Raw genomic sequence first — 13,813 nt, 5'->3', positions numbered from 1 at the left:
CACGCGCGTGGAGGGGCCCTTCGGTTGTTCGCGTTCAGCGCGCTTCAGCGGTTCACGGCTTGAGCACCAGGGTGTCGCTCGTGCTCTTGTCGACCGCGTCCTTCGTGAAGGACCAGTCCAGCAGCTCGCCCTTGACCCACTTGCTCGTCTGGTCGGTGTAGTGGGCGCTGTAGGCGTGCCCGGAGGCGCCGGTGAGGTTGATCCACTTCGACTTGTCGAGGTCGCCGAGGTTGACCACCATCCGCATCGACGGCACCCAGACGACGCCGTAGCCGCCGGCGGCGTTCCAGCCGGTCGCGTTGACCGTGGCCTCGCCGCCGCTGAGCTTCCAGGGGCCGCGGTTGAGGATGTACTGGATGATCCCGGGGCCCTCGGTGCCGAGGGTCTGGTTCTTCAGGAACAGGCGGTGCAGCCGGCCCCAGCTCCAGGTGTCGATGTCCTTGCCGAGCTTGGCCGTCAGCTCCCAGCGGGCGTCGATCATGGCGCGCTTGAACAACTGGTCCCGGTTGGTGGCCGCGGGGCGGTCCCCGACGCCCTTCGGCGTCTTCCACCAGTCGCTCTTCTCGTCATCCATGAGGTTGCGCACCACCTCGAACCAGCGGTCGCCGCCGTCCGGCTGCGCCTGGTCGGGATCGCGCTGGCCGCACTCGCGGACCTCGGTCTCCTCGTCCACCGGGCCGGTGCTGTCGGCCTTCTCGACCCACAGGCACTGGCCCTCGACGCGGAGCTCCTTGGGCAGCTTGTTGCCGAAGGCGAGCTTGAGGATGTTGCGCCAGACCGCGTTGAAGTAGGCGGCGGCCGCGGAGTCGGCGTCCTGGGTGTAGTCCCAGCCCTCCAGCAGCTTCTGCGCCTCGCGGACGTCCTTGTCGTCGATGTCGATCTTCAGCAGCGTAGGCACGAGGAGCTTGGCGATCTCGCTGCTGTTGTCGACCTGCATCTGCCGCATGTCGTCGGTGGAGATCTTGCCGCCGTCGTCGATCTTCGACTGGATCAGGTCGGTGATCCGCTGGCTGCGGGTGCCGTAGCCCCAGTCCGTGGTGAGCGTGTAGGGGTACTTGTCCGGGTCGATCACGGCCTGGTTGGCGGTGACGATGTAGCCGCGCGACGGGTTGTACTCGTAGGGCAGTTCGTCCTGCTGGATCCAGCCGGTCCAGCGGTACTTGGAGTCCCAACCGGGCTGCGGAATCGAGCCGTCGACGCCCTTCGCGCGCGTGGGGATCCTGCCGGGCAGCGTGTAGCCGATGTTCTTGCTGTCGGCGTAGACCAGGTTCTGCGACGGCACCTCGAAGAGGGCGGCCGCGGCCCGGAAGTCGTTCCAGTTCGCCGCCTTGTCCATGGCGAAGACGGCGTCCATGGTGGTGCCCGCCTGGAGGGCGGTCCAGCGCAGGGCGATGCCGTAGCCGTCGCCGCGATCGGGTGCGGCGGCGTCGACGGTGGCCTTCTTGCCGACCTTGACGAGTTCGTCGTCGCGGTCGGAGAGCAGGGGGCCGTTGTTTGTCTCGCGGACGACGATCGTCTTGGACTTGCCGCCGGCGACCTTGATGGTCTCCTCGCGCGTGGTGAACGGCACCGTCTTGCCGTCGTACAGGTAGCCGTTGCCGCTGAGCTTCTCCAGGTAGAGGTCGGTGACGTCCACACCGGAGTTGGTCATGCCCCAGGCGATGTTCGCGTTGTGGCCGATGACGACGCCGGGCATGCCCGCGAAGGTGTAACCGCTCACGTCGTACTGGCACTTGCTGGAGACGGTGCGGCAGTGCAGGCCCATCTGGTACCAGACGGACGGCAGCGAGGCCGACAGGTGCGGGTCGTTGGCCAGCAGCGGGCTGCCGGTGATCGTGTACTTGCCGGCGACGACCCAGGCGTTGGAGCCGATGCCGTTGCCGTTCACGCCGACGGCCGCGGGGACGTCGTCGAGGACGTCCTGGAGGCCCGCCAGCTGGCTCTGGAGGGCCGTGGAGGCCGAGGAGGTGCCGCTGGTGCCCGTCGCACCGCTCGTGGAGCCTGAGGCGGATGTGGAGCCGCCCTGCTCGAACGTCTGGGTGAGCTCGTCGTACTGGCCCTCCTGGACGATCGCCTTGTTGCGGCTGTACGGGTAGTCCGGGTACAGGTCGGCGATCTGCTTGGGGCCGAGGCGGCTGGTCATCAGGGCGCGGTCGATCTCGTCCTGCATGTTGCCGCGCAGGTCCCAGGCCATCGCCTTCAGCCAGGAGATCGAGTCGACGGGCGTCCACTGCTCGGGCTTGTAGTCGTTGGTGAAGCCGAGGGCGGCGTACTCGAGGGAGATCTCCTTGCCGTCCTTGCCCTCGAGGTAGGCGTTGACTCCCTTGGCGTATGCCTGGAGGTACTTCTTGGTGGAGGCCGACAGCTTGGTGTCGTACTCCTTCTTCGCGATGCGGTCCCAGCCCAGGGTGCGCAGGAACTCGTCGTTGTCGACCTGCCCCTTGCCGAACATCTCCGACAGGCGCCCGGACGTCATGTGGCGGCGCACGTCCATCTCGTAGAACCGGTCCTGCGCCTGGACGTAGCCCTGCGCCATGAACAGGTCCTCGTCGGTGGAGGCGTAGATCTGCGGGATGCCGTAGCTGTCGCGCTTCACGTCGACGGGTCCGGATAGGCCCTCGAGCGAGATCGAGCCCTTGGTCTGCGGCAAGGAGGCGCGGACGGTGCTGATGGACCAGTACGCCCCGTACGCGATGCCCCCGATGATGGCCAATACCAGGACGAGGACGATCAGACGGGCTTTGCGCCCCTTTTTCCTGCCGGACTTGCCGGGCTTCTGACCCGATGAGGCGGTGGTGTTGGGGGGCATCGCTGTCCTTGCTGTCCTAACGCGAGCGGCAGGGCGGGCTGTCCTTTTGAATGAGCGCTGGAGCAACCATAGGCGCAGGGCCCGACGCCACTTGACGCGGAGTCGGCAACCCGAATGGCCGGGCGTTCGATCTTGCCTTGAGGAGTGTCAAGAAATCGTCAAGAGTTAGGTAAGGTAACGAAGTACTTGGGTGCGGAGACCCGCCGCTTCGTGTCCTATGTACGTGAGCCCACGCGCGCGTGATGCCCGTGGGCCAGGGAAGGGAACAGCCGCTGACCGTCCACGACCTCAACCAGCTCCTGCTCGTCTGCTCGCTCGTCCTGCTCGTCGCCGTCGCAGCGGTCCGGATCTCCTCGCGCAGCGGGCTCCCCAGCCTGCTCGTCTACCTGGGCATCGGCATCGCCATGGGCCAGGACGGCATCGGCGACATCAAGTTCGACAACGCCGAACTGACCCAGGTCATCGGATACGCGGCCCTGGTCGTGATCCTGGCCGAGGGTGGCCTGGGCACGAAGTGGAAGGAGATCAAGCCGGCGCTGCCCGCCGCGTCCGCGCTGGCACTGGGCGGGGTCGCGGTGAGCGTCGGGGTCACGGCGACGGCCGCGCACTACCTGATCGGCCTCGAGTGGCGGCAGGCGCTGATCATCGGGGCGGTGGTGTCCTCCACGGACGCGGCGGCGGTCTTCTCGGTCCTGCGGAAGATCCCCCTCCCCGCGCGCGTGACGGGCACGCTGGAGGCCGAGTCCGGCTTCAACGACGCCCCTGTCGTCATCCTCGTCGTCGCCTTCTCCACCGCGGGACCCGTGGAGCACTGGTACGTGCTGATCGGCGAGATAGCCCTGGAGCTGGCCATCGGCGCGGCCATAGGTCTGGCGGTCGGCTGGCTGGGCTCCTGGGGGCTCAGGCACGTGGCCCTGCCCGCCTCCGGTCTCTATCCGATCGCCGTCATGGCGATCGCCGTGACGGCGTACGCGGCGGGCGCGCTGGCGCACGGCAGCGGCTTCCTCGGCGTCTACCTCGCCTCCATGGTGATGGGCAACGCCAAGCTCCCGCACTGGCCCGCCACGCGCGGTTTCGCCGACGGGCTCGGCTGGATCGCCCAGATCGGCATGTTCGTCCTGCTCGGCCTGCTCGTCACCCCGCACGAACTCGGCGACGACGTGTGGCCGGCGCTCGTCATCGGGCTCGTGCTGACCATGGTCGCGCGCCCGCTCAGCGTCGTGCTCTGCCTGGTGCCGTTCCGGGTGCCGTGGCAGGAGCAGACCCTGATGTCCTGGGCCGGGCTGCGCGGCGCCGTGCCCATCATCCTGGCGACCATCCCCATGGTGAACGGCGTCGACGGCAGCCGCCGCATCTTCAACATCGTCTTCGTCCTGGTCGTCGTCTACACCCTGGTCCAGGGGCCGACGCTCCCCTGGCTCGCCCGCAAGCTGCGGCTGGGCCAGGATGCCGAGGCCGCCGACCTCGGCATCGAGTCGGCGCCCCTGGAGCGGCTGCGCGGGCATCTGCTGTCCGTCGCGATCCCCGAGGCGTCGAAGATGCACGGCGTCGAGGTCAACGAGCTGCGACTGCCGGCCGGGGCCGCCGTCACCCTCGTCGTCCGCGATGGAAAATCGTTCGTTCCACTGCCCACCACAGTGCTGCGCCGCGGGGACGAACTGCTCGTGGTCACCACGGACCCGGTCCGGGACGCGGCGGAGAAGCGCCTGCGTGCCGTGGGGCACGGGGGCAAGCTGGCCGGCTGGCTGGGCGCGAACGGCGCGGCGCCGGGGCGCTGACGGGGTCGGGGCGCGGCTGGGCGTGCGCGGGGCGCCCGGACAGGGCGTGCGCGACCCGCTTCCGGCGCACCCCCTGCCATTAAGGGCGTGTTTCGCACAGTTCACACCCTTCTTAATCGCAGGTGAACGCCGTCCATGGTGCTCGTTTTCACAGGAGCATCAGCTGTTGATCCCTGTACGATGAAGGCGCACCCTGATCGAACCAACTCTGCCTGACGCAGAGCTGGCGCGACCGTATGGCGGCCGGGACACCCTCGCAGTGGGCGCCGGTATCTACCGCAGTTCCGCGCATGAGGACAGCTCTCGGCGCCCCCGCACGGGCGCGCTACCAGGCGGCAGAAAGGCACGGGCCGTGGCATCCACGGTCACCACCGAGCCGTCGAAGGACTCGTCGGCTTCCTCCCGCCCCGGATACGGGCAGCTGCTGCGCACGCGCGGCGCCTGGACGTTCCTGCTTCCCGGCTTCGCGGCGCGGCAGCCGTTCGCGATGCTGACGATCTCCATCGTGCTGCTCGTGCAGCACACCACCGGCTCGTACGGCGCGGCGGGCGCCGCGGCTGCTGTCACCGGTGTCTCCATGGCGCTGTTCGCGCCCTACAGCGGCCGTCTCGCCGACCGCTACGGCCAGCGCACGGTGCTGATCCCCGGCGTGCTGGTGCACGCGCTGTCGGGTCTGACCCTGACGGCGCTCGCGCTCTCCCACGCGCCCCTGTGGGCGCTGTTCATCGCCGCCGTGCCCACGGGCGCCTCGGTGCCCCAGATCGGCCCCATGGTGCGCGCCCGCTGGGGCGTGAAGCTCCAGGGCTCTCCCCTCATGAGCACCGCGGCGGCCTTCGAGTCGGTCACGGACGAGCTGACCTTCGTCGTCGGCCCGCTGCTGGCCACCGCCCTGTGCACGGCCGTCGACCCGGCCGCGGGCCTGATGACGGAGGCCGCGCTGACCCTGATCGGCGGTCTGCTGTTCGCCGCGCAGAAGGGCACGCAGCCCCAGGTCGCGGTGGACGGGCACGCGCGCGTGGAGCACGCCTCCGCGTTGCGCGTCCCCGGCGTGCGCGTGCTGATCGTGGCGTTCCTGGGGATCGGTTCCGTCTTCGGCGGCATGCAGGTCTCGCTGGCCGCGTTCACCGAGTCGATCGGCGAGCCGGGTCTGAACGGTGTCCTGTACGGCGTCTTCGCCGCGGGCAACATGCTCTCCGGCATCGCGTGCGGCGCCATCGCGTGGAAGGTCGCCCCGCAGCGGCGCCTGGTGGTCGGATACGTGGCGCTCGCGCTGACCGCGTCCGGCCTGTGGGCCGCGCACTCCGTGCTCGCGCTGGCCGGGCTCGGCCTTCTGGTCGGCATGTCCATTGCGCCCGCACTGATCACCGGCTACACGCTGGTCGAGAGCCTGGTGCCCGCCGATGCCCGGACCGAGGCCTTCACCTGGCTGACCGGAGCGGTGGCGCTCGGCCAGGCCGGTGCCGTCACGGTCGCCGGGCAGCTGGAGGACCGCTTCTGGGACGGTGCAGGATTCCTGGTCCCGATGGTCGGCACACTGCTCGCCCTGGCGACGCTTCTGACCCTGCGTTCACGGCTCGTGGCGCGCCCCCGGAGCCGTACGGTCGCACGTGGCGTCGGTCACCGCGTGCCGGTGACGGTGGACTGATCCTCAGGAATACGTCACTATGGACCGTCGTTAGCACTCATTGAGTGAGAGTGCCAGGAGGAAGACAAGTGCCGACCTACCAGTACCAGTGCACCGAGTGCGGCGAGGGCCTCGAGGCGGTGCAGAAGTTCACCGACGACGCCCTGACCGAGTGCCCCAACTGCGGTGGCCGCCTGAAGAAGGTGTTCTCCGCGGTCGGCATTGTCTTCAAGGGCTCCGGCTTCTACCGCAACGACAGCCGCGGCTCCTCGTCGAGCAGCTCGCCGGCGTCGTCGTCGAAGTCGACGTCCACCACGTCGTCCTCGTCCACCTCGACGTCGTCGTCCTCGGACTCGAAGTCGTCGAGCAGCGGCACCTCCTCCAGCAGCAGCTCCGCCGCTTAAGGACTCGCGCTCGCGGGACCCTGTCGTCGTACGACGGCGGGGTCCTCGGTGTTTTCCTGAGCCCGGTCCGGCCCGCTGACCGGGGCGGCTACTGTGCTGGTCATGGCGAACGCAGAGATCGGCGTAATCGGCGGCTCGGGCTTCTACTCGTTCCTCGACGACGTGACCGAGATCCAGGTGGACACCCCCTACGGGCCGCCCAGCGACTCCCTCTTCCTCGGTGACGTGGCGGGCCGACGCGTCGCGTTCCTGCCCCGGCACGGACGCGGCCACCACCTTCCGCCGCACCGGATCAACTACCGCGCCAATCTGTGGGCCCTGCGGTCGGTGGGCGCCCGCCAGATCCTCGGGCCCTGCGCCGTGGGCGGGCTGCGCCCCGAGTACGGGCCCGGCACGCTGCTCGTGCCGGATCAGCTGGTCGACCGTACGAAGTCCCGGGCGGGAACGTACTTCGACGGGCTCCCGCTGCCCGACGGCAATGTGCCCAACGTGGTGCATGTGTCGCTGGCCGACCCGTACTGCCCCGTCGGCAGGACCGCGGCGCTGAAGGCGGCGCGCGGGCGGGACTGGGAAGCCGTGGACGGCGGGACGCTGGTCGTGATCGAGGGGCCGCGTTTCTCGACCCGTGCCGAATCGTTGTGGCACCAGGCACAGGGCTGGTCGGTGGTGGGCATGACCGGCCATCCCGAGGCGGCGCTCGCCCGTGAACTCGAGCTCTGCTACACCTCGTTGACGCTGGTCACGGACCTCGACGCGGGCGCCGAGACCGGTGAGGGCGTCTCGCACGACGAGGTGCTGCGGGTCTTCGCGGCCAACGTCGACCGGCTGCGGGGCGTGCTGTTCGACGCGGTGGCCGCACTGCCGGCGAACGAGGAGCGGGACTGCCTGTGCACAACGGCCCTCGGCGGGATGGATCCGGGCTTCGAACTGCCCTGACGCAGCATGGGCAGTAGATCTGAAGGGCGGAACTGCCCGTTCGGGTGAGGGAGTTGTCCACAACCAGTCGGTCGTCCACCTGTCTCGGCGGGATTCGGCGCGAGGCCTCATCGTGGCCTTGCAAACCGGTCCCTCGTCACAGGTGGTGGTCCCGTGTCCTTCGCTCCCTCTCCTTCTCCTCTTGTCCCGCGCCCGCCGGGCACCGATGCCCCCGCCACGTGCGAGGTGCCGCACTTCGCTCCCGTGCGGGTGCGGGGCGGGCGTTATCAACTGGCCAGGCTCGTACGGCATCGCAGGCGGGCCATCGCGGCGGGCCTCGCCGTCACGGCCGCCGCACTGCTGGCCGTCGGCCCGGACGAGGCGGACGGGGCGCGCGGTCACCCGTCGGCCGCGCCGGTACGGGAACAGCGCGCCGTCGAGATGGTGACGGCGCCGGTGCGGATCGCCGACGGGGCCACGGTTCTGCTGTTGCGGCCGGGCGACCGGGTCGACGTGATCGCCGCCGAGTCGACGGCGACGGGCGGTGACGCGCGGGTGATCGCGCGCGGGGCGCGGGTGAAGAAGGTGCCGGAGCCGCTGGAAGGCGCTGCCGAGAGCGGGGCCCTGGTCGTGCTCTCGGTGCCGCGGCCCGTCGCGGCACGCCTCGCGGGCGCGAGCGCGACGGCACGGCTGGCGGTGACGCTGTGTTGAGCCATGCGATCCGGCTGTTGCGCGGATTTCTGTCAAGTCGCCCTTTCGAGCTACCCAATTGGACAGGGTCACCGCACGTTGACGTAGGTTGCGGAGCTGTTTGTTCCACAACCTGTGCGTGCGAGGAGAGTCCCCTAGGTGAGCGAGAAGAAGCCGAACGTCTGGGATGGCTTCAAAGCCTTCCTGATGCGCGGGAACGTCGTCGACCTGGCCGTCGCGGTGGTCATCGGCGCGGCCTTCACCAACATCGTCAACTCGGTGGTGAAGGGCGTGATCAACCCGCTGGTCGGGGCGATCGGGACCAAGAACCTCGACAGCTACAGCTCGTGCCTGAAGGACCCGTGCAAGGTGACCGCGGACGGGACCGTGGTGAGCGGCATCCCGATCAGGTGGGGCACCGTGCTCGGCGCGACGCTGAGCTTCGTGATCACCGCGGCGGTCGTGTACTTCCTGATGGTGCTGCCGATGTCGAAGTACCTGGCGCGTCAGGAGGCCCGCAGGAAGGCCAAGGAGGGGACGCACGAGATCATCGAGGTCACCGAGCTGGAAGTCCTCAAGGAGATCCGCGACGCGCTGGTCGCACAGCGCGGCTCGGGCCACGACGAGCGGTAGCCGCCGCCACGGCCGGCCGGCTGTGGCGGGCTGTGCAACGAACGGCTCAGAGGTGGTGGGGCGGCTTCTCGTCGAGGAAGCGCTTCAGGTCCGCCGCGCCGTCCGTGCCGGGGCGTTCGCCCCAGCCGCGGTCCGTGTCGTCCGAGGACTGCTGGTCCAGCGGGTCGTCGAAGATCAGCGACGGCTTGGGGGCGCGCGGCTCGGGGTCGGGGGCGGTGCTCATGCGTCCAGGGTACGGCCCCGGCGGCCGCCGCCCTGGCCGGTCCGGTCCCCTTACGGGGTCACACCGCGTACAGCCCGTGGGCCTCGAAGACGCCCCTGGCCGAGGTGACCTGCTCCGGGGTGGGGCAGGGGGTGTCGTGCAGGCCGAAGGGCCGGCCCAGTGCCTGCCACTTGGCCTCGCCCAGCTTGTGGAAGGGCAGGACGTCGACGCGGCTGACGTTGCCGAGCGAGGCGGCGAATGCGGCGACACCGGCGATGTTGTCGGGTGCGTCGGTGAGGCCGGGCACCAGGACGAAGCGGACGTGGACCGCCTTGCCGAGGTCGGCCAGGCGCCGCGCGAAGTCCAGGGTGGGGTCGAGCGGGCGGCCGGTGACCTTGCGGTAGGTGGCACGGTCCCAGGACTTGATGTCGAGCAGGACCAAGTCGGTGTCGCGCAGCAGGGCGTCGGTGGCCCGGACGCCGAGGAAGCCGGAGGTGTCCAGGGCGGTGTGCAGGCCGAGTTCGTGCTTGAAGCGGTGCAGCAGCTCGCCCGTGAAGACGGGCTGGAGCAGCGGCTCTCCCCCGCTGACGGTGGCACCGCCGCCGGCCGCCGCGATGAACCGCGTGTACTTGCCGGCCTCGGCGACCACGTCGTCGGCGGTGGTGCGCTTGCCGTCGCGCATCCGCCAGGTGTCGGGGTTGTGGCAGTACAGGCAGGTCAGGGGGCAGCCGGACAGGAACGTGACGAACCGGGTGCCGGGGCCGTCGACACCGGTCGACAGGTCCCACGAGTGGACCGAGCCGACCACCGGGCGCCGCGTCGCCGCGGCGGCGGGGGTGGCGGGGGTGGTCGCCGCGGCGCAGGCGCCGCCGCCCGGCGCCGGCGTGGTCGGCGCGGGCGGAAGAAGCGTGGTCATCGCCCTGCTCCCTTAAAGCGATCCGTGGAAGGTGCGGTTGATGACGTCGAGTTGCTGCTCGCGCGTGAGGCGGATGAAGTTGACCGCGTATCCGGAGACCCGGATGGTCAGTTGCGGGTACATCTCGGGGTGCTCCATCGCGTCCTCGAGGGTCGCCTTGTCGAGCACGTTGACGTTCATGTGGAAGCCGCCGCTCGCCATGTAGCCGTCCAGGACGCCAGAGAGGTTGGCGACGCGCTCCTCGGGGGCGCGGCCCAGGGCGTCCGGGGTGATGGTGTTGGTCAGCGAGATGCCGTCCTCCGCGTCGTCGTACGGAAGCTTGGCGACGGAGAGGGCCGAGGCGATGTACCCGTGTTCGTCGCGGCCGTTCATGGGGTTGGCGCCGGGCGCGAAGGGGGCGCCCGCGCGGCGGCCGTCGGGAGTGTGGCCGGTCTTCTTGCCGTAGACGACGTTCGAGGTGATCGTCAGCACCGACTGGGTGTGCACGGCGTCGCGGTACGTCGGGTGGCGGCGGACCTTCTCCATGAACTCGTGGACGATCCAGCGGGCGAGCTCGTCGGCCCGGTCGTCGTTGTTGCCGTACGCCGGGTAGTCGCCCTCGACGACGTAGTCGACGGCGAGGCCCGTTTCGTCCCGGACGACCTTCACGCGTGCGTGCCGAATCGCGGACAGGGAGTCGGCGGCGACGGACAGGCCGGCGATGCCGCAGGCCATGGTGCGCAGGATCTCCCGGTCGTGCAGGGCCATTTCGAGGCGCTCGTAGGCGTACTTGTCGTGCATGTAGTGGATGACGTTGAGCGCGTGGACGTACGTCTTGGCGAGCCAGCCGAGCATGGCGTCGTAGCGGGCGAGGACGGTGTCGTAGTCGAGGTACTCGTCGGTGATGGGCTCGAAGCCCTCGACGACCGGCTTGCCGGAGACCTCGTCGCGGCCGCCGTTGATGGCGTACAGCAGCGCCTTGGCGACGTTCACGCGGGCGCCGAAGAACTGCATCTGCTTGCCCATGGCCATCGCGGAGACGCAGCAGGCGATGGCGGTGTCGTCACCGTACTTGGGGCGCATGAGGTCGTCGGACTCGAACTGCAGGGCGCTGGTGTCGATGGCGACCTGGGCGGCGAACGACTTGAAGGCCTCGGGCAGGCGCGGGGACCAGAAGACGGTGAGGTTGGGTTCGGGGGCGGGGCCGAGGTTGTAGAGGGTGTTGAGGGCGCGGAAGGTGGTGCGGGTGACCAGGGGGCGCCCGTCCTCGCCGAGGCCCGCCATGGACCAGGTGACCCAGGTGGGGTCGCCGGAGTAGAGCTCGTTGTACTCGGGGGTGCGCAGGAAGCGCACGATGCGGAGCTTGATGACGAAGTCGTCGATGAGTTCCTGGGCCTCGGTCTCGGTGAGCAGGCCGCGTTCGATGTCCCGCTGGAGGTAGATGTCGAGGAAGGCGTCGATGCGGCCGATCGACATGGCGGCACCGTTCTGCTCCTTGACGGCCGCGAGGTAGGCGAAGTAGAGCCACTGGACGGCCTCGCGGCCGGTGCGGGCGGGGCCGGAGATGTCGTGGCCGTAGGAGAGGGCCATGGCCTTGAGTTCTTCGAGGGCGCGGATCTGCTCGGCGACTTCCTCGCGTTCCTGGATCACCTCCGCACTCGGCCACTCGACTTCGAGTGCGCTTTTGTCCGCTCGCTTCGCGACGATGAGCCGGTCGACGCCGTAGAGGGCGACGCGGCGGTAGTCGCCGATGATGCGACCGCGGCCGTAGGCGTCCGGCAGGCCGGTGATGATGCCGGAGGAGCGGCAGGCGCGGATCTCGGGGGTGTAGGCGTCGAAGACGCCGTCGTTGTGGGTCTTGCGGAACTTGGTGTAGATCTCCCGGACGGCCGGGTCGGCCTCGTACCCGTAGGCGTTGAGGGCGCCCTCGACCATGCGCCAGCCGCCGTTGGGCATGATGGCGCGCTTGAGCGGGGCGTCGGTCTGGAGGCCGACGATCAGGTCGAGGTCGGGGTCGATCCAGCCGGGCGCGAAGGCGTCGATGCGGGACGGGGTGCTGACGTCGACGTCGTGGATGCCGCGCGCGATCTCCTCGGGGAACATCGCGAGGAGCTTGTTCCACACCTTGGTGGTGCGCTCGGTGGGGCCGGTGAGGAAGGAGGCGTCGCCCTCGTAGGGGGCGTAGTTGCTCTGGACGAAGTCGCGGACGGCGATGGCGTCGCGCCACAGGCCGCCGCGGAAGCCGGCCCAGGCGTCCGCCGGCGCCGGCGTGGGCTGGGCCGCCTCTTCGGTGGGAGTGACGGTCGTGGTCTCCGCAGGGGTGGCAGTCATGGCCCGCACCTTCCACATCGCTTCGTCGGTACGGCTCCATTGCACGCCCGTGCGGGCGGCTCCGCGGCCCGCGTTGGTCCCGATCTGCGGGACCAACGTCCCGACGCCGCCCAGCCCAGGAGGCGGCCGGGCTGGCTGACCTGGCGTTTTCGCCGGGCCTTTGGACCTCCGCCCGCTTGTGAATCCGTTCACAAGAATTTCTGGCCGGTATCTGGTCTGCTTGGACGCATGACGTCCAGTTCGACTCCGCCCAAGGCGCCCTCCGAAGCGCACACAAGCCGGAGCCCCTTGCGCAGGCTCAGCGCCCGCGGGCGCGACGAGGCGCATCGGGTCGCCTCGCCCCTGGAGCTCTTCTTCGACCTCTGCTTCGTCGTGGCCATCGCCCAGGCCGGCGTGCAACTGGTGCACTCCGTCGCCGAGGGGCACGCAGGCGAGGGCATCCTCAACTACGCGATGGTCTTCTTCGCCATCTGGTGGGCCTGGATGAACTTCTCCTGGTTCGCCTCGGCGTACGACAACGACGACGTCCTCTACCGGGTCGTCACCCTGGTCCAGATCGCCGGCGTGCTGGTGCTCGCGGCGGGGGTGTCCCGAGCCTTCGAGGACCACGAGTTCCTGGCCGTCTGGCTGGGCTATGTGATCATGCGGCTCGCCATGTCCACGCAGTGGATACGCGTGGCCATGTCCACCGAGGGCGCGGAACGGACGATGGCCCTGCGGTACGCCGGCGGCGTGCTGCTCTGCATGGTCGGCTGGCTGGGCCTCGTGGTCCTGCCCGAGGAGGCCCGGCCCTGGGTGTTCCTCGTGATGGCCATAGTCGAGATGTGCGTGCCGGTGTACGCGGAGAAGGACTTCAGCTCGTCCTGGCATCCGCACCACATCTCCGAGCGGTACGGGCTGTTCACGATCATCGTGCTCGGCGAGACGATCGCCGCGGCCACGGTCGCCGTGAAGTCGGCCGTCGACGAGAACGACGCGCTCGGCGAGCTGCTGCCGATCGCCACGGGCGGGCTGCTGATCGTGTTCGCGGCGTGGTGGATCTACTTCGTCGTGCCGATCCACGGCAGGCTGCGCACCAACAAGCAGGCGTTCCTGTGGGGCTACGGCCACTACCTGATCTTCGCCTCGGCCGCCGCGATCGGTGCCGGGCTGGAGGTGGCGGTCGAGCAGGCGGTCGGCAAGGCGCACATCTCGACGCTGGCCGCGTCGGCGGCCGTGACGTTGCCGACGGCGCTGTATCTCCTCACCGTCTGGGCCTTGCACTCGCGCTACTTCAAGGTGGGCACCGCGCAGCAGCTGGTGCTGCCGGTCACGGCGCTGCTGGTCATCGCCTGCACGTTCCTGGGCGACTGGGCGGTCCTCGCGGCCGGCATCGTCTCGGCGCTCGCGGTGGCGACGGGGACGACGCTGACGGCGCGCATGGTGGCTCGGGAGCGCCGAGAGGCGGCAGCGGCACCGGCCGGGTGATGTGCCGGTGCCGACGGCGGCGTTGGTGCCGGGTGCCGCGCGGATGGGCCTGTGCCGGTGCGGCC

At 69.6% G+C, this 13,813-nt stretch carries 11 protein-coding genes; 7 read left to right on the top strand and 4 right to left on the bottom strand.

Going from position 1 to position 13,813, the window contains the following annotated elements; all coding sequences use genetic code 11:
* Positions 1-52 precede the first annotated feature (52 nt).
* Entirely contained in the window at positions 53-2,809 is a 2,757-nt protein-coding gene (locus IQ210_RS23340; RefSeq protein WP_194081033.1) for a penicillin acylase family protein, read from the bottom strand.
* 242 nt (positions 2,810-3,051) lie between these two features.
* Here IQ210_RS23340 and IQ210_RS23335 point away from each other — a divergent pair, with 242 nt between their 5' ends.
* The 6 genes from IQ210_RS23335 to mscL all read left to right on the top strand — a co-directional run bounded on the left by IQ210_RS23335 (position 3,052) and on the right by mscL (position 8,853).
* Entirely contained in the window at positions 3,052-4,587 is a 1,536-nt protein-coding gene (locus IQ210_RS23335; protein WP_194081032.1) for a potassium/proton antiporter, read from the top strand.
* Between the two features lie 352 nt (positions 4,588-4,939).
* The gene (locus tag IQ210_RS23330) at positions 4,940-6,232 is read left to right on the top strand and encodes an MFS transporter (protein WP_194081031.1); all 1,293 of its coding nucleotides are present in this window, start codon (positions 4,940-4,942) and stop codon (positions 6,230-6,232) included.
* Positions 6,233-6,300: 68 nt separating this feature from the next.
* Positions 6,301-6,615, top strand: coding sequence for an FmdB family zinc ribbon protein (locus tag IQ210_RS23325; protein ID WP_194081030.1), 315 nt, complete (start codon positions 6,301-6,303; stop codon positions 6,613-6,615).
* A 102-nt stretch (positions 6,616-6,717) separates the two neighbouring features.
* Positions 6,718-7,551, top strand: a complete 834-nt coding sequence (locus IQ210_RS23320; RefSeq protein WP_194081029.1) for an S-methyl-5'-thioadenosine phosphorylase — start codon at positions 6,718-6,720, stop codon at positions 7,549-7,551.
* 153 nt (positions 7,552-7,704) lie between these two features.
* Positions 7,705-8,241, top strand: coding sequence for a hypothetical protein (locus tag IQ210_RS23315; protein ID WP_194081028.1), 537 nt, complete (start codon positions 7,705-7,707; stop codon positions 8,239-8,241).
* A gap of 138 nt (positions 8,242-8,379) precedes the next feature.
* A complete protein-coding gene (mscL, locus tag IQ210_RS23310; protein WP_194081027.1) occupies positions 8,380-8,853 on the top strand; it encodes a large conductance mechanosensitive channel protein MscL in 474 nt (157 codons plus the stop codon).
* Between the two features lie 46 nt (positions 8,854-8,899).
* On the opposite strand, the gene IQ210_RS23305 is transcribed toward mscL, so the two are convergent.
* Genes IQ210_RS23305 through pflB form a run of 3 tightly spaced genes read right to left on the bottom strand, consistent with a single transcriptional unit; the run spans position 8,900 to position 12,281 of the window.
* Entirely contained in the window at positions 8,900-9,076 is a 177-nt protein-coding gene (locus IQ210_RS23305; protein ID WP_097265274.1) for a hypothetical protein, read from the bottom strand.
* Positions 9,077-9,134: 58 nt separating this feature from the next.
* Positions 9,135-9,971 carry a pyruvate formate-lyase-activating protein gene (gene pflA, locus IQ210_RS23300; protein ID WP_194081026.1) on the bottom strand — a complete coding sequence of 279 codons (837 nt, stop codon included), beginning with the start codon at positions 9,969-9,971 and terminating at the stop codon, positions 9,135-9,137.
* 12 nt (positions 9,972-9,983) lie between these two features.
* Entirely contained in the window at positions 9,984-12,281 is a 2,298-nt protein-coding gene (pflB, locus tag IQ210_RS23295; RefSeq protein WP_194081025.1) for a formate C-acetyltransferase, read from the bottom strand.
* Positions 12,282-12,509: 228 nt separating this feature from the next.
* Between pflB and IQ210_RS23290 the strand changes: the two genes are divergently transcribed.
* Positions 12,510-13,748 (top strand): low temperature requirement protein A, encoded by a 1,239-nt coding sequence (locus tag IQ210_RS23290; RefSeq protein ID WP_194081024.1) that lies wholly within the window; start codon positions 12,510-12,512, stop codon positions 13,746-13,748.
* Positions 13,749-13,813 lie beyond the last annotated feature (65 nt).

It is taken from the genome of Streptomyces justiciae, assembly GCF_015163075.1.
GTDB lineage: Bacteria > Actinomycetota > Actinomycetes > Streptomycetales > Streptomycetaceae > Streptomyces > Streptomyces justiciae.
Note: the sequence above shows the minus strand (reverse complement) of the source record. Positions and strands in the feature narration are given on the sequence as shown.